This window comes from Planctomycetota bacterium, assembly GCA_039182125.1.
Taxonomy (GTDB): Bacteria; Planctomycetota; Phycisphaerae; order Tepidisphaerales; family Tepidisphaeraceae; genus JBCDCH01.
The window spans coordinates 1-16581 of record JBCDCH010000087.1 but is presented as its reverse complement, the minus strand read 5'-3'; the positions used below and the strand labels follow the sequence as shown (position 1 = coordinate 16581).

The 16581-nt window shown below is 64.1% G+C and carries 12 protein-coding genes; 8 read left to right on the top strand and 4 right to left on the bottom strand.

Going from position 1 to position 16581, the window contains the following annotated elements; translation table 11 throughout:
* The 5 genes from AAGD32_16505 to AAGD32_16485 all read left to right on the top strand — a co-directional run.
* A partial coding sequence (locus AAGD32_16505) for a hypothetical protein (protein ID MEM8875850.1) occupies positions 1 to 552 on the top strand: 552 nt, incomplete at its 5' end.
* Positions 553 to 563: 11 nt separating this feature from the next.
* Positions 564 to 1190: a hypothetical protein gene (locus AAGD32_16500; protein ID MEM8875849.1), complete on the top strand. Its 627-nt coding sequence runs from the start codon at positions 564 to 566 to the stop codon at positions 1188 to 1190.
* Positions 1191 to 1509: 319 nt separating this feature from the next.
* Positions 1510 to 2634: a hypothetical protein gene (locus AAGD32_16495; protein MEM8875848.1), complete on the top strand. Its 1125-nt coding sequence runs from the start codon at positions 1510 to 1512 to the stop codon at positions 2632 to 2634.
* Positions 2635 to 2755: 121 nt separating this feature from the next.
* Positions 2756 to 3919 (top strand): sulfotransferase, encoded by a 1164-nt coding sequence (locus tag AAGD32_16490; GenBank protein ID MEM8875847.1) that lies wholly within the window; start codon positions 2756 to 2758, stop codon positions 3917 to 3919.
* A 287-nt stretch (positions 3920 to 4206) separates the two neighbouring features.
* Positions 4207 to 7950, top strand: a complete 3744-nt coding sequence (locus AAGD32_16485) for a DUF6537 domain-containing protein (protein ID MEM8875846.1) — start codon at positions 4207 to 4209, stop codon at positions 7948 to 7950.
* A 585-nt stretch (positions 7951 to 8535) separates the two neighbouring features.
* Here AAGD32_16485 and AAGD32_16480 read toward each other — a convergent pair.
* Positions 8536 to 9426 (bottom strand): histone deacetylase, encoded by an 891-nt coding sequence (locus AAGD32_16480; GenBank protein ID MEM8875845.1) that lies wholly within the window; start codon positions 9424 to 9426, stop codon positions 8536 to 8538.
* A 119-nt stretch (positions 9427 to 9545) separates the two neighbouring features.
* Entirely contained in the window at positions 9546 to 10619 is a 1074-nt protein-coding gene (locus AAGD32_16475; protein MEM8875844.1) for a CHAD domain-containing protein, read from the bottom strand.
* 63 nt (positions 10620 to 10682) lie between these two features.
* Here AAGD32_16475 and hflX point away from each other — a divergent pair, with 63 nt between their 5' ends.
* Positions 10683 to 12038: a GTPase HflX gene (hflX, locus tag AAGD32_16470; GenBank protein MEM8875843.1), complete on the top strand. Its 1356-nt coding sequence runs from the start codon at positions 10683 to 10685 to the stop codon at positions 12036 to 12038.
* 47 nt (positions 12039 to 12085) lie between these two features.
* Positions 12086 to 12793 (top strand): hypothetical protein, encoded by a 708-nt coding sequence (locus AAGD32_16465; protein MEM8875842.1) that lies wholly within the window; start codon positions 12086 to 12088, stop codon positions 12791 to 12793.
* Between the two features lie 63 nt (positions 12794 to 12856).
* On the opposite strand, the gene AAGD32_16460 is transcribed toward AAGD32_16465, so the two are convergent.
* A complete protein-coding gene (locus AAGD32_16460; GenBank protein MEM8875841.1) occupies positions 12857 to 15088 on the bottom strand; it encodes an HDOD domain-containing protein in 2232 nt (743 codons plus the stop codon).
* 36 nt (positions 15089 to 15124) lie between these two features.
* Positions 15125 to 15739 (bottom strand): response regulator, encoded by a 615-nt coding sequence (locus tag AAGD32_16455; GenBank protein ID MEM8875840.1) that lies wholly within the window; start codon positions 15737 to 15739, stop codon positions 15125 to 15127.
* A 167-nt stretch (positions 15740 to 15906) separates the two neighbouring features.
* On the opposite strand from AAGD32_16455, the gene AAGD32_16450 reads away from it, so the two are divergent.
* A complete protein-coding gene (locus AAGD32_16450; GenBank protein ID MEM8875839.1) occupies positions 15907 to 16557 on the top strand; it encodes a hypothetical protein in 651 nt (216 codons plus the stop codon).
* Positions 16558 to 16581 lie beyond the last annotated feature (24 nt).

Here is a 16581-nt window from a genome sequence, read left to right as displayed (position 1 = left end):
TTCGCCCCCGGCGAAGACATGGCGACCTACTCGCTGGCGGCCGTCGATGATGGTGACGCCGAGATTGTGGAAAATCTCGTTGCACGGGTGGACACGACGGTCGAGACTAACGTTCTGATTGACAGAGGGGATATTGACGTAACGGTGGACGACGCTGTGTTTGCCGATTTGCCTGATTCTCCAGATTCCCCCTTGGTCGATCCATACGAAACTTTGGGTGATGGTCCGGATGATACAATAGGTGAGGATGGCATTGATTTGGGGCCAAACGCGGCTGCACGAGATCGCTGGCGACCACACGCGTGGACTGAGTTTCGGGGCGATCCTGGTTTACTTGAGAATCTTGGAAATGGGCAACATCGGCTCAATCTGCCATATGGTTGGAAGCTTTGGTTTCTAGACGGGAATAGTCTAGGACACCTGAACATCCCGAGGGGATCTGATATCGAGGTAGTTGTCTTTGTGGATTTGGACGGAACCGTCAAGGCTCATGTAACTTCTGTTTGGACTATGCCAGGATTTCCAGTATCAGAGCACTTCATCGACATCTAAACTACTCTGCCATGCCGCATCGTCGCGGCATCTGGCGTCTCGTTCTGGTCACTGCCGGAGTTCTGGCAGCGGCTGGTGGGGTGTTTCTAGCTTATATGATTGCATTGGCCAATCATGATTGGCTTATGCTGCGTGCTGGTGACTCGGATGTGGTGCTTTCTGGTGAAGTTACGCCAGAGACTTCGCAAAGCATCTCGCGATTGACTGATTGGAGTATTCGTGATGGGGACTTGTCGGTCCAGCTTGTTAACTCTAAAGGGCATGATTGCCGTGTGTATGTGCGGTGGGCTGGTGGGGTTGGGTGGCTTTACCACTCCGAGCTAGTCCAGAAGAATCTCCTGAGTGTGGAGCCGGATCGGTTTCTTAACTCCGCTCGCCGGCCGTTAGAGTCTGGGCAGTCAAATCTGTCTGACGATATGGGCCATGTTTTTTGGTCGAAAGACGGCGTTTTGCAGTGGCATCGGAATGGCGAATGGGTGGTTGTGTCAGCTACTAATGGTACTCGTTACGAAGACTTTATTGTCACTATTCGCGGCACCGATAGAGTTGAGTTGATATTGGTCGAAGGGGCCAAGAAGACAAATGGGCGGTACGATGTGTCTGATATTGATCAAATTGTGTCACAGCGAGTCTATTAGTCGTTGGGCGAGAAAAAGGTGTGGCGAGAAAAAGGTGTAAGGGTCCTTTTCGCTGGGGCGGAAACGGGGTCGGGAGTCGTTGATTGATGTCACGGTAGCCTTTCGCGATCCGGGTCATGAGCCGAATACGCCTTGGGAATGATCCGCGCACCGGTGTTCGCCGGTGGCCAAGGCGCGGTGACGGCGCTTGTCGCGTAGTTTGCCCGGGATGTGCTCGACGTGTGAGCGTCGGCCCGAGCCGTTTCATTTCGATTGTCGTTGGATCAATTCTCGTTGCTGCGTCGGATGCACTGCGGTTCAAAGTGGTTACGCTGCGAGCATGCTCAAATCCAAGAAGATGCTCCGTGCGGTGTTGTTGGCCGGTTCGGCGATGTTGTTGACCGTGCCCGGCGTGTCCGCCGAGCCCGCACCGGCGACCGAGCCTGTGGCGCTGACGATACAAACCAGCGCGCCGCATCGACTGGCGGTCGGTGTGCCGGAAGGCTGGACCGTCGACCCCGCCGATCCGAATCAGCTTTTCCTCTACGCCCCGCTCGATGGGCCCGAGGACGACTTTTCGGAGAACATGAACTTTCTTCGCATCGACGTGCCGGCCGAGCAGGGTCAGGTCACGATCCCGATGCTCCGCCAAGGCGCACTCACCGGTCAGCAGCAACTCGCCCAGCAGTTCGACGGGTTTGAAACCACGCCCGTCGAGGATGTCGCCATTGCCGGCCGGCCGGGTTTGGTGATGACGTACAAGATGTCGGTCGACGGGATCGAGATGACGGGGCGGCAGTGGTACTTGCTGACCGGGCCTCAATCGGCGGTGATCGCGACGGTTACGACCCGGCGTGCCACGTTCGATCGTTATGCGGGTCTGGCCGGGCGGGTCATGGAGTCGGTCCAACTTGCCGAGGAAGCCGTGAACCAGCCGGCCGACCCTCTGGCGGGCAACGCACCCGCCGCGGGCAACGCACCGGTTCCCGCTGGCCCGGTGACCCACGACAGCCCCAGGTACGGTCTTTCCGTCGACCTTGTCAATGCCTGGCGGGTCGACGAGTCGAACCCGACGCAACTGACGATCTTCGCCCCGCAGGAGGGTGGCCCCGATAACTTCGGCGAAAACCTTGGCATTCGTCAGGTTCCCAAGCCCGTCGCCGAAGGCCCGATCACGATCGACGAGATGCGGCCGATCATGGACGCAAGCGTCGCCCAGCTTGGAGCCCAGTATCCCGGCCTCCAAGCCACCGAGCCCGCCGCCGGGCAGACTGCCGGGGCGGCGTCGTTGATGATGGACGTCGAGTTCGAGACGCAGGGCGTTTCGCTTAAAGTTCGCCAGTGGTACATCCTGCTCGACCCGCAGGTCGCGGTGGTCGCGACCTATACGTCGGCCGCGGACAAGTTCGACGCGACGGTCCCCGACGCTCAGGCGATCGTCGATTCGGTCCGCTTGCTCCGATAGAACGGTCGGCGCGTGGATCGACCCACGGGTCCATTTGTTAGGCTTCTTCACGTTGTCGGCAGGGTGGGACGCTGGCTATTGGAACCAACCGTGCCGTTTGGCGTGCAATGTCGGGAGGTGTATGACCGATACGCCAAACATGTCTGCCCATAGTGCTGTTGCAGCCATCCCGACGGCCGAGCGCGCGCCGGAAGTTCGGTCGTCTGAGGGGTCCGTCACGGTCGATCGGCCGAAGCCCACGCCCCAGCCTGTTTCGGACGTCCGATATGCGGGTGCGGCATCCACGCCAGCCGCGCCGTTGCAGGACGAGCCGGCGTTCATCGTCGGCGCGGAACGATCGGGCACGACGCTGCTGCGATTGATGCTCGGCGGCCATGAGAAGCTTTCGGTCTTGTCGGAGTTCGAGTACGTCGTAGATCCGTTGACCGAGCCGCACATGTTCCGCACGGCCCGGCAGATTCAGCAGAGCGTCGGTCAGCCACTGCCGTCGGCGGACGTGCTTCGTGATGCGGTTGCCAAGGACTGGATTTTCGCCAGCCACGGCTTCACCTGCGATCCGCATCTCGATTATCGCAACCTCGCCAATAGCTTCCTGCATCAGGCGAAGATGCGTGCCGACAACCAAGACGGCCAGATCCTGGCCATGGTGCATCGCTGCATCGACCAACTGCCCCGGCTCTGGCCGTGGGCGCGGTACATCCACATCGTCCGCGATCCCCGCGACGTCGCCCGTAGCTGCATCGGCATGGGTTGGTCGGGAAACGTCTACCACGGCGTCACCCGCTGGATTCACGTCGAACGTCAGTGGGCCGAGCTTCGTGCCGCGCTGCCGATCGGCCGGTTCATGGAAGTCCGCCAGGAAGAACTCATCCTGAACCCGCGCAAGACGCTCGAACGCATCTGCGAGTTCCTCGGCGTCGAGTGGAGTGACGGGCTGCTCAGTTACCAGAACACGACGACCTACGACGCGCCGGACCCCCGGCTCGTCGAGCAGTGGCGTCGCAAGCTCACCGCGAAGGAGATCGGGCTTGTCGAGGGCAGGGTCGGATCGTTACTCCCTGCACGCGGCTATCAGCCCAGCGGCCACCCGCCGATCAAGCCCGGCCCGTTCCAACGTTTGGCCCTGCGGCTCAACGACAGGCGTGGTCGTATAGCCTTCCGCTGGAAGAGCCTCGGCCTGCCCCTCTGGGCCACCGACGTGATCAGCCGCAAGTTCAAACTCACCGGCTTGCAAAGGCACATCGAGCCCAAACTGCTCGAAGCCCGCAATCGGCTTTTGAAATAGCGAGTCGACCTTGGCCGTCGCCGCCGAGGAACAGGAGTGCGTCAAACTGCCGCACCCAAGCAGTTCAATTCAATCGTCAACGTTGCGATCGGGGTAGGCGGACCTATCCTGACCGGTACGCGTGGGGCACCTCGCGACGGAACTTGGGGGCCTGGTGTGGACCCGCCCGTCGCACCGCGCGGCCGTCGCTCGCTCTTGGGTGAGCCGACGGGCTGACGTGAAGCTGACCGTTGTGCCGATAATTCTCGGTCGGTCGGAGTTTCAGCCCCGCACTTGCCAACCCTGCCATGACGATCGCTTCCGCCACGTCGAAGACCAAGAGCGCCGTTGTTTCACGCTCGATCCCGCCGAGCGGCGGTACCACCATGCCCGCCGACGACGGACAGGCCAGCGTCCCGCTCCCGAAGACCGACCCCCGTTTCCTCCAGGAACAGGGCGTCAACGTCTTTACCGGCAACGAGCTTCTGATCAAGGGCTGCCTCGAGACGCCGGGCGGTGTGCATCTGCTGGGCGGGTATCCGGGCTCGCCGGTGGCGGGCTTCTTTGATGCGGCCCAGTCGATCGGGCCGCTGCTCAAGCACAAGGGCATTCGCGCGTTTCAGTCGGCCAACGAAGCGTTGTCGGTCGCGTCGCTCAACGGCTCCCAGATGGCCGCTTGCCGAGGGATCGTGGCGATGAAGTCCGTCGGCGTTCACGTCGCATCGGATGCGATGGCCTTGGGCAACCTCGGCGGACCGCACCCCGAAGGCGGGGCGATCGTGATCTGCGGCGACGACCCGTGGTGCGACTCGACGCAGGTGCCGGCCGACAGCCGGTTCCTGTGTGAGCACTTGCGCATGGCGATCGTCGAGCCGGGCAGCGGGCAGGAACTCAAGGACTGGATCGCGCTGAGCTTCGAACTGTCGCGTGCCGCTGGGCTGTACGTCGGCTACGTCGTCACCACCAACCAAGTCGACGGCGGTGGCAGCGTCGACGTCAAGCCGAACCATTGGCCGGCCGTCAACACCAACCAGCGCATGGCGCTGGAGAGTCAGAAGATCGACCTCGACCGCGTCCTGCTCCCGCCGCGCACGTGGCAGCAGGAACTGACCATGCCCGAACGGCACGAGCGCGCCTGCAAGGTCGCCCGCGAACTCGGCCTCAACAAGATCATCCCCGCCAAGGCCGCCGGCCATGCCCCGATCGGCTTCGTCACGACGGGCATGTCCGACACCTACCTTCGCCACGTCCTGCGCGACCTCGGGCTCACCGGGCGCTTCCCCGTGCTGCACCTTGGCATGTGCTACCCGGCCGACGCAAAGCTACTTGCGGAGTTCGGCCAGCAGTGCGAGCACATGGTCGTGCTCGAAGAGCGGCGCAGTTTTGTCGAAAAGAATTTGCGTGACGCCGTGCAGCGTGAACTGCCGACGGAGCAGGCGGTCGACCTCACGCGTCGGCTCTTCGGCAAGAAGTTCCCGGGCAACAAGGCCGGCATCCCCGAGACGCGTGGGCTCAACCCGTCGTTGCTGCTGCAGCTACTCGCTCCGATGCTCAAGGAAGCGGCGCCCGATGCCATGGAGAAGATCGAGGCCAAGCTCGCGATCATGCGCGAGGTGAGCCGACGCAAGCTCGAAGTTCTTGGCGCCGCAACCGCAGCAGTGACGACCAACGAGAAGATCGACGCCGAGCCGAAGCTGCCGGCCCGCACGCCAACGTTCTGCCCCGGCTGCCCGCACCGCGACTCGTCGGCGCTTCTGCTCGAAGTCCGTAAGCTGCTCTCCGACGCCGACTACATGCGCCGTAATCACAAGCGCGGCCCGATCGACCTCATCGCCCACGGCGACACCGGCTGCTACACCATGCTCATGTTCCCGCCCACGGAACAGCTCATGCACAACTACAGCGGCATGGGTCTGGGCGGCGGCACCGGCAGCGGCATCGACGCGTTCCTTGATCCCGAGAAGAACAAGCAGATCGTCTTCATGGGCGACGGTACGTTCTTCCACTCCGGCCAGGTAGCCATCGCCAACGCCGTCGCCGCCCGGCAGGACCTGACCTTCATCATCCTGCAGAACGGCACCACCGCGATGACCGGCCACCAAGGCCACGCCGCGACCGAGAACGACCTGCTTGGCGACCCGTTCCCGATGCAGGAGATCGAGAACATCGTCCGCGGCGTGCAAGGGGCAACTGTTTTCCGTGCCGACCCGGCCGACCGTGAGCTCTGGAAGACCAAGCTCGAGCAGACCATCCTCGCCGACGGCGTGAAGGTGCTCATCGCCGACAAGGAGTGCGGCATCACCCTGCACCGCCGCAAGAAGCGCGAGGAGCAGAAGACCGCCGAGAAGTTCGGCTTCGTGCCGACCAAGACGCACATGAACATCACGCCCGAGGTGTGCGAGCACTGCCTCGAATGCACCAAGGCGACCGCGTGCCCCGGGCTCAAGCCGGTCGATACCGACTACGGCCGCAAGATCGACACGGACCTGACCTGGTGCGTGAACGACGGCGCGTGTGAGCGTGTGCGGGTGACCAACGAGATCGCCGAGAGCGTCAAGCCGTGCCCGAGCTTCGAGGAAGTGAAGATCATCCGCGGCGGCAAGGCCAAGAAGCTCGAGTTCGACGTGACCAACCTGCCGGACCCGACGCCGCGCCTCGGCAACGACGAGGACTGGCGCTGCCACCTCACGGGCGTCGGCGGCATGGGCGTGGGCACCGTCGCGGCGGTACTCGTGACGGCGGGGCACTTCGCCGGTCGACGTGTCGTGTTCAACGAGAAGAAAGGCCTGGCCATCCGCAACGGCGGCGTCTTCGCGCAGCTCTGTTGGCTGGGCCGATCCAACGACACCTTCGATCCCGCGACCGCGCCGACCGGGCTCATCCCCTACGGCCACGCGGACTTGCTCCTGGGCATCGACATCCTCGAAGCCGCCCGCGCCACCGACCCGCGCGAGAGCTACCGCATCGCCCACAAGCAGCGGACCGCCGCCGTGCTCAACACGCACAAGCAGGCGACCGTCTCGGGCCTGCTCGGTCAGGAAGACTTCGATCCCGACGAACTCGCCGGCCGGATCAGCGAACGCTGCGACGCCTCCCGCGCCTACGCCCGCAACCTTTCCGACCTCTGCCAGACGCACCTGGGCAGTTCGCAGTACGTGAACGTCCTCGCGGTGGGCGTGGCGTTCCAGCGGGGCGAGATCCCGACGACCGCCGACGTCTTGGAGAAAGCCATCGGCACCTTCGGCAAGCGCGACCGTGAGCGAAACCTGCTCGCCTTCCGCATGGGCCGACGCCTCGCGCTCGACCCCGGCTTCCTCGCCGAGGAGCCCGCCAAGACCTGGGAAAACCTGCTCCGCGAGAAGCTCGACCTGCTGAACCGCACCGGTCGCAAGAAGACCGCCGGCGTCTTCGAAACGCTCTGCGGCCATGCCGTGAAAGTCATGCCCAACCTCTCCGACGAGGGCATGTACGACCTGCTGATCCGCGTGTACGACACGCTGAGCTGGGGCGGGCCGCAGTACGCCAAGCGTTACCTCGACGCGGTGCGCGGCGTGTACCGGCGTGATAGTGCCGACCAGAAGTATGAAGCCGCCCATGCCGCGGTCTGGTCGGTCGCGAAGGTGATGCTGATCAAGGACGAGCCGTGGGTCGCCCACCTGCTGAGCCGGCCGGAGAAGTACGAGCGTGACAAGAAGAAGTACGCCATCGACGAGGCCAACGGCGACCGCATCGAGTACACGCACCACAACTCCCCCGAGGTGCCGATTGGCCCGTGGAAGCTTCGGCTCAACTTCAAGACCAAGCCGTGGATGCTCAAGCTCGCGGCCAAGGGTCGCCTGGTCCGCAAGCTCCCCGGCTGGCACGGCCGCGAGACCGGCTTCCGCGACTTCTTCCTACGCCAACTCCCCAAGCTCGACCTCACCACCACCGAGGGCTACGACCGCGCGTTGCACGTCCTGCGCGCCCCCCAGGAAGTCACCGGCTACCGCGAAATCCGCTACCCCAAACAAGAACGCGCCCGCCGCGAGATCGAACGTCTGGTCTCCGCGTAGGGCAGGCACGGCCTGCCACGTTCGAGCTATGTCGCGCCGCTGTTCGCTTCTCCGGTATCGCCGCTGAGCCTCGGCCAATCGATTGCCGTACGCGATCCCGATGAATGTGTCGCCGCCGCGGTCGTCGTGGTACGAGCCGACCGTGCCCCAATCGAAGGACCACTCCAACGCCGGACCGACGCCGTTCGGATCGGAGCTGCCAACACGCTTCGCACGGGCCAACCCATCAAACCAACCGCGGCAGAGTTCGTCATGGCACGCCTTGGCCGCTGACTCAATCTCAAGCGAGTACGACTCCCAGCCTTTTGCCTCGGGCGGGTAGTGGCTGACCGTCACATGCACCCGCAGGAGCAAGGCTTCGTGGAAGCTCAAACGCGCAAGAACAGGCCGACCGTCGTGCGTTCCTGCGTTGCGAAGATCGTAGTGCATGAACGGACGCGTGCCCGCATCCCATTCCCTCGCATCGCGCAGTGCCGGGCTCGACGCGAGCAGTGGCGGTGTCAATACCGCGCCGATCACACCGCCGTTGGGCAGTTCGATCCGCCCGTCAGTCGCAGATACGTGAAGCTCAGCCACGCGTTGAGTCTACCCGATGATCGCGGCAATTCGCACCGTCTGGCAGTGCAGCGCCGCGGTCATCCCCGGGACGCGGGAGTAGCCGCCGCCGTACAACACGCAGACGGGCAGGCCGGCGTCGCGGAGGGTGCCGATGGTGTGGCGGTCGCGTTCGGCCATCTCGGCCGTGGTCAAGCGCATCTGGCCGAAGCGGTCTTCCTCGTGCGGGTCGGCGCCGCTGACGTAAAACGCCAGGTCGGCATCGGCGCGGCGGATGGCTTCGGGCAGGGCGGTGCGGAGTTCGCTGAGGTAGCGCGGGCCGTCGACGAAGCGTGGCAGGCCGATGTCGATGTCGCCGGGAACTTTCGTCGACGGGTAGTTGCGGCCGACGTGCATGTTGAACGTGAACGTCGCGGGGTCTTCGGCGAAGAGCGCGTTGGTGCCGTTGCCCTGGTGGGCGTCGAGGTCGACGACGATGACGCGCAGCCAGGGCTCGTCGTTGCGCAGGGCGCGGATGGCGATGGCGACGTCGTTGAAGACGCAGAAGCCCTCGCCGCGGTCGGCGAAGGCGTGATGCGTGCCGCCGGCGAGGTTGGCGGCGATGCCGTTGGTGAGCGCGGCCTGCGCCGCGGCGAGTGTCCCGGCTGCCGCCGCGTGGCTGCGTAGCGAAAGTCCGTTGCCTGTCGGCAGTCCGAGCTTGCGTGCAGTCTGTTCATCGAGCGTCGCATCACGGATCGCGTCGACGTACTCGGCTGTGTGCACACGCAGCAGGTCGGTCCGCGCGATCATCCCGGGGTCTTCGGCTCGTGCGATCGTGCCGTCAGCGACCAGCCAGGCCGCCGACTGCGGGAACTTTTGCATCGGGAACACATGCCCGGCCGGCAGGGGGGTGTAGTAGTGAACGCTGGAAAACGCACGCATCCGATCAAGAGGATAGAGCAAGTAGAAAGCCCACGGCTTCAGCCGTGGGTCGGTCGACGGCGACGCGGACCCACGCCTGAAGGCGTGGGCTTTCCACACGCCGGAAGGCTGAGCGCTTTCTACGACGACGCCGGCACGGTTGTTTCGTCGGCGGCAGTGGGGCGGTCGCTGCGGATGAACTCCAACTCGGGGGCCGGGTCTTGCTCGACGGTGGTTTCGGTATCGGGTTGAGCGGCTTCGGCCGGCCCCTCGGCTTCCGCGGTGACGGGGAACGCGGCATGCACGGTCTCGACCAGCGTCTTGCCGTTGTCGCGCCAGTGCTTGCGGAACTTCTCCAGGTGGCGCTCGCTGAGTGTGAGCAGGGCCTTGCCCATGTCGAGGATGTTGCGGGCCAGCTCCGACTCATGCAGCACGAGTTCCGCGTCGATCGCCTCGCGCACCGCACGGTCGGCGAGGATGACGAAGTCGTGCCAAAGCCCGAGGTCGTCCTGCATCGCTTTGAACTGCCGGGCGACGGTCTTGGGCAGATGCACGCCGGCGGAGTCGGCGATCTCCAGCGTGTAACGCAGCGCCTTGCCGGCGATGCGCAGCTCGTGGACGTCGAGCTTCGGCCCATCGGGATTCGGCTCGGTCACCCCCGCGCACTCATCGGCCTGACGCGCGAACTCGTGCAGCTGGTCATGGACGTTGCTCGAAAGCGTCGCCCACACCGCGTCGGCCAGGCCGAGCACCTGTTGCCGCACGACCCACCAGCCGCCGAAGGTTTCGAGCAGTGCGTCGGGGTCGGGGCCTTTATGCAGGCCCTTGCGAACCTTCGGGCGTTGGGCTTCGAGCTTCTCGCGGAGGAACGTGATCGACGGGGCGAAGCGGCGGCGCTGGGCCGCGGGCAGGTCGCCGAGGTGGCCGATCATCACGTCGAGGTCGCGGACCGGGCCGAGCCGACGGCGGAGCTTCTTGCCGGTGACCAGCAGCTTCTTCGCCTTGGCATCGGGCAGCAGCGGTTCGAGCATGCCCAGGCCGCTCTTGAGCCGACGCGTCGCCACTCGGCTGCGGTGGACGGCTTTCTCGTTCTCCTTGTCGATCGCCGCGGGCATCTGGTCGCGCAGCGTCTCCATCTGCTCGTCGAGATACGCCAGCACCCCGGCGGTATATCGTTTGTTGACTTTGGTGGCTTCCTTACCAGTGGGTCGCATGGGCGGATGCTAGCATCGTGTTAACGCCCGATTGTTAAGGTGATCGGACAGAGGAGACCTGGCGTGAGTGATCTGAAGCGAACGGAACTGAAAGTCGGCGACGAGCGGGCGGTGTTGGTGCAGGTGACGCTGCCGGATTCGACGGCCGACCCGCGCGACCCGATGGGCGAAATTTCCTCGCTGGCCAAGACCGCCGGCGCGGTCGAGGCCGCGCGCGTCACCCAGAACCGCGACACCCCGCACCCCGGCCTCTACGTCGGCACCGGCAAGGCCAAGGAGATCGCCCGCGCTGCCAAGAAGCACAAGGCCAACCTCGTCATCTTCGACAACGACCTGTCCCCCGCGCAGATCGGCGGCCTCGAAACGCTTATCAACCGCGAGCTCAAATCGCCGCGCTTGAAGGGCGTGAAGATCATCGACCGCTCCGAGCTGATCCTCGACATCTTCGCCGCCCGCGCCACCACGCACGAGGCCAAGCTGCAAGTCGAGCTCGCGCAAATGGAATATACCTACCCCCGGCTCACCCGCATGTGGGGCCACCTCGAACGCATCGCCGCCGGCGGTGCGATTGGCATCGGCACGCGCGGCCCCGGCGAACAACAGCTCGAAATCGACCGCCGACTCGTCCGCAAACGCATCGGCGACCTCAAGGCGAAGATCGCCAAAGTCCAAGCCCGAAAGTCCCGCGAAGTCGAGAAGCGCAACAACGTTCACTTCACCGTCTGTGTCGTCGGCTACACCAACGCCGGAAAGAGCACGCTGTTCAACACCGTCACCGACGCCAGCACCTACGCGGACGACAAGCTGTTTGCCACGCTCGACACCAAGACCCGCGCCTGGCACATCACGCGCAATGACCAGGTGCTGCTGAGCGACACCGTCGGCTTCGTCCGCGACCTGCCGCACGATCTGGTCGCGTCGTTCAAGGCGACGCTCGAGGAAGCCGTGCATGCGGACTTGCTGTTGCACGTCATCGACGTCGGCCACCCGCATGCCGAGACGCACTACGAATCGGTGTTGCAGGTGCTCGAAGAGATCGGTGCCGACGACAAGCCGCAGTTGCTTTTGCTCAACAAGGTCGACACGACCGAGGGTGAACAGCAGATGCCGTACTGGCGTGCGCTGCACCCCGAGGCGTTGCCGATCAGTGCCAAGACCGGCACCGGCATCGAGGCCGTCCGCCACGCCGTCGAAGAAGCCGTCCGCGGCGAGCAGGCCGACGTGACGCTTTTGGTCGACGCCACCAACGGCGAACTGCTGGCCTTCCTCGAAGCCAACAGCCAGGTCCACCACCGCGAAGTCGTCGACGACGAAAAGATCCGCGTCAACACGATCATGGGCAAACGGCTGCTGACGAGCCTGCGGCGTAACGAAGACGCGGAGATCATCAACGTGCAAGACGCGCTTGTGGGGGCGTGAGGTCAAATGAGTCATCGACCAAATCTAGGTATATGGGGGGGTGCGTTTTGGAGCAAGATGTAGCGGGCATTTTCAAGCTGATCGGAACACAGATATGGCGCGCGAGCCTTGTCTTGCTACCAGGTTGGCATGCCTTTGCATTGATTGTTGGCAGCCTTGGCCTTGTTCACGGTGATTCGATAGGGCAGATCTTGCTCCCGCTCGCAGCCGGCTGGACGAATTGGACAAGAGAGCTGTGGGAGATTGGCTTTGAGGTCATCCACTACAAAACGGCTGATGCACTGACAGGGCTTGTGGTGTTTGCTCCGCTATTTGGAATTTGCTTTACCCGAATGTGGGGGAGTCGTTCGGAAGAATCATTCTTGCCCGTAAGTAGTGAGTCCCTAGCGATTGTCCTTGTTTCATTTGTCAGCGTTCACGTCAACTTCGCGTTGATCGGTTGGCAAGGCGTACGTGAATCAGTAGTCCCTGTTTGGGCGTTTTTTGTTCTTGTGATTGTTGTCGCGTTTGTTTTGAGAAGTGTAGGAAGGCGACAGGTAAGCAGATCGTACTGGCTTTGGAACTGGTTTTACCTTCCGTTCGCAGGATCGTGCTTTTATGTGTGTGTGGGGAAACCCCACATGGTTCCGTTTGTTTGGTTTTCCGTGTCCATTTGGACAATGCTGATGTTTATGCCTCGCACTGCCATGTTGCCGTCGAACTGGGCCATTTTTCTCTTGTTGCTTTGCCTGGCCGCTTCGAAGATCGGTGCGTAAACCTGGACGGGGTTCGCTAGTCAATACACTGAGTGAATCACAAGCTGCCGGTCCATGAAGTTGTTACCCCGCCTTCGCCATCGCCTCGACCGCGATCGCGGGTTCGTCGGTGGCGGGGAGCAGGATGCTCACACGCGTCCCCTGATCCGGGCGGCTTTCGATTTTGAGCCAGCCGCCGATGGCGTCGACTCGGCGTAGGGCTTTGGCCAGGCCCATGCCGCGGCGGCGGCCGGCCGGCTTGGCGCTGAAGAACGGGTCGCAGGCGTGTTGCTTGACCTGCTCGCTCATGCCGCTGCCGTTGTCGGCGATGGCGAGGATGACCCGTTCACTCGCGGCGTCGTGGCTGGCGGTGACGGTGACGGTCCCGCCGTCGGGCGTGTGTTGCAGGGCGTTCGCCAAGACCTCGGCCACCGCGTCGGCGATGTGGTGCGGGTCGACGTTGACCGCCGGCACTTCGCCGAGTGCGGTGTCGACGGTGCGCTTTTGCCAGAGCCCCGCTTCGATGAGCGGCTGTGTCGCGGCGAAGGCAAGCTTGAGCAGATCGCCGACGCTCGTCGCCTGCCGCGTCGCCTTGGGCGGCTGGGCGAACTCCATCAGCTGGCTGATCATCTCCGACAGCTTCTGGCTCTGCTCGAAGATGAGCTTGGCCTTGACGGCGTTGTTCGGGTCGCGGGTCTTGAGCTGTTGGAAGAGCAGCTGGCTGCGGCCGGAGATGACCATCAGCGGGTTGTTCATCTCATGCGCCGCACCGGCGGCGACCTGGCCCAGGGCCATGAGCGTCTTGGCACGCAGCGCGTCATCCTGCGCGTTCTGCAAACGACGGGCGGTCTCGGCGAGTTGTTCGGAGGCGTCGCGGGCTTCGTCGCGGACCTGGGCCATGCGCAGGGCGATGGCGAAGGTCTGTGCGAGGCCGCGCACTTCGTCGGAGAGTGCCGCGAGCCGGTCGGCTTCGTCGTCGCCCGCGCCCCAGACCAAGCCGCCCACGACCTGACCCTCGGCGACCAGCGGTACCCACCACCGCCCCGGCCCGCCGAGCCGCGGACTCACGGGCGCGAGCGCCCACTCAAGTTCGTCACCGACCGACAAGATCGGCGGGGCCCCTTGCTTCAAGTCTTCATCGGGCAGCGCGGGGTACGGCGACTCGTCGCCGGCGGGGACGTGCAGCGTGTTGGTTTGTAGCGTGTCGCCGGCGCGGTCGAGCAGCAGCACGTCGCCGGTCGAGTAGCCGGGGCAGACGGTGAACGCCGCTGCGGTGTCGCAGCCGATCAGTTGCGACGCGGCGGCACCGATCGCCTTGAGCACGGTGTGTCGCGGGGCGTCGGGGATGAGCTTGTCGTTGAACGCGGCAAGGGCTTCAAAGTACGTCGTGCGGGCCGAGAGTTTCTGGTTGCGTGACGCGAGCTGGTCCGAGACATGGCCGAGCTCGTCGTTGGCGCGGAGCAGGGCACGTTGGTAGAGGTCGCCGTCGGTGTTGTCGTCGATGCCCAGGGCGGCGGCGCGGTCGCCGATGACTTCGAGCAGTTCCAGGGCGAGCGCGTCGGCGTCGGCCTCGGGGATGTGGGCCGCCGCGAGCAGGGCGCGGCGCTTGGTCGTGAAGTCGTGGTTGCCCGAGTAGCCCAGGTGCTGATCGCGGACGATGCGGTCGGCGAGGGTGATCAGGCGGATTAGCGGGGCGTGGTCGGTCTGATCGTCGAGGACCTTGAGGTCGCCGGTGGCATCGTTGTTGTGCAGCCAGGCCGCGTCTCGGACGGCGGCGGGCATTTGCCAGTGCTCGGCCAGGCGTTTGCCGAGGTCGTGGTGATCGAGGCCGAGGATTTTGTGCTCGATCTCGGCGATGTCGGTGCGTGCCAACTCGGTCGCCTCGATGACGCGTTGGTACGCCTTGGGCAGGAGCTTTTCGAGGGCGAGCTTGCCGAGGTCGTGCAGTGCGCCGGCGAGGAACGCGTCGGCGGTGTCAATGTCGGGGAGTTTCTCCGCGAGCTTCTCGGCGGCGCAGGCGACCGCGAGGCTGTGTTGCCAGAGGGTCTTGGCGGTGTCGGAGTTGCCGAGGTTGCCGACGACGGCGGCGGTGAGCGTGGCGGCACGGACCGCGGCGAAGCCGCGTCGCACCATGGCGTCGTTGATGTCGGTGCAGCCCAGCAGGGCGGCGGCGCGGTCAGCCAGTTCGGGGTCTGCGGTGATCGCCGCAATGACGCCGTCGTTGCCGTCCGATGCCCCGAGCACCGATCGCGCAGCATCCGGCAGCGCCGGCAAGCGCTCCAACTGCTGAATGATCTTCTCTACCCGTTCGGACATCGTGTCGCTCAGTTATCGGAATCGGCAAACAAGGGCCTAGACGCCCAACATGTCTCCCACGCGGCCGATCAGCTGCTCGATGTTGAACGGCTTCTTCACGAACTCGTCCGCACCGCTGGCGAGCAGGTCGTCGATTTCGTCCTGGTTGACCACGCCGGAGACGATGACGACCTTGACGTTGTTGAACTCGGGCTTCTCGCGCATGAGTCGGCAGACGATGTTGCCGTTGATGTCGGGGAGCATGTAGTCGAGGATGACCAGGTCGGGCTTGAACTCGTTGGTGAGCAGGCCGGCCTCGTAGCCGGTGCCGGCGGTGCGGACCTCGAAGCGGCCGTCGCGTTCCAGCACGTCGACGAAAAGCTCCACGATTTCGGGATCGTCGTCGACGACGAGGATGCGCTGCTTGCCGGACTCGAGCGCGTCGGGTGGGATGCCGTTGTCGCGCATGAACTGGACGAGGGCTTCGCGGGGGATGCGACGGAAGCGGCTGCCGGGGACGCGGAATCCCTTGAGGCGTCCGGAGTCGAAGCATCGAATGATGGTTTGTTGGGAGACCTTGCAGATCTCGGCGGCCTCGCCGGTGGTGAACACGCTCTTCATGCGACTGTCCTGACAATCCTTCATGTCCGATAAGCGGGGTTGGCCTTCCATGGGGCACGACCGTTGGGGCTTATCCAGTTTCTCTGTTTTAACATCGACCCGCGGGACTTGAATCTTGATTCGATGCGGAAATGGCGACGCAGGTCCGCCAGTTTACCCAGATGCCCATCTCGTGCCAGTCCCGATCTTCCGTTGCTGATCGCGGCCTACGCTGCGCCATGAGCGTCGAGAACGATGGCGAATTGCTGCGGCCGATCAAGCGGGCCCTGTTGAGCGTGTCCGATAAGACCGGGTTGGTCGAGTTCGCCAAGGCGCTGCACGAGGAGTTCGGCGTCGAGCTGCTCAGTACCGGCGGGACTGCCAGAACACTCCGCGAGGCGGGGCTGCCGGTGACGGACGTGAGCGAGGTGACGGGGTTCCCCGAGATCATGGCCGGGCGGGTCAAGACGCTGCACCCCAAGATCCACGGGGGCATCCTCGCCCGCCGCGGCACCGACGACGCCGTCATGGCCGAGCACGGGATCGCGGGGATCGATTTGGTGGTGGTGAACCTGTATCCGTTCGAGCAGACGGTGGCGAAGCCGGACGTGACGTACGAGGAAGCGGTCGAGAACATCGACATCGGCGGCCCGGCGATGGTGCGCGCGGCGGCGAAGAACCACCGGGATGTGGCGGTGGTGGTTGGGGAACGCTGGTATGAAGTTGTCTTGGGCTGCATGCGAGACAATGACGGTGCGACCAACTTCGCGCTACGTCAGATGCTCTCGGTGGCCGCATTTACGGCGACCAGCGTCTATGACCGCGCGATCATGAAGTACCTCCACGAAACGCACAACGAGATCGCGAAGAGCGTGAAAAACGGTGTTTGAGCGGCGACCAACGGGAGCTTCGGG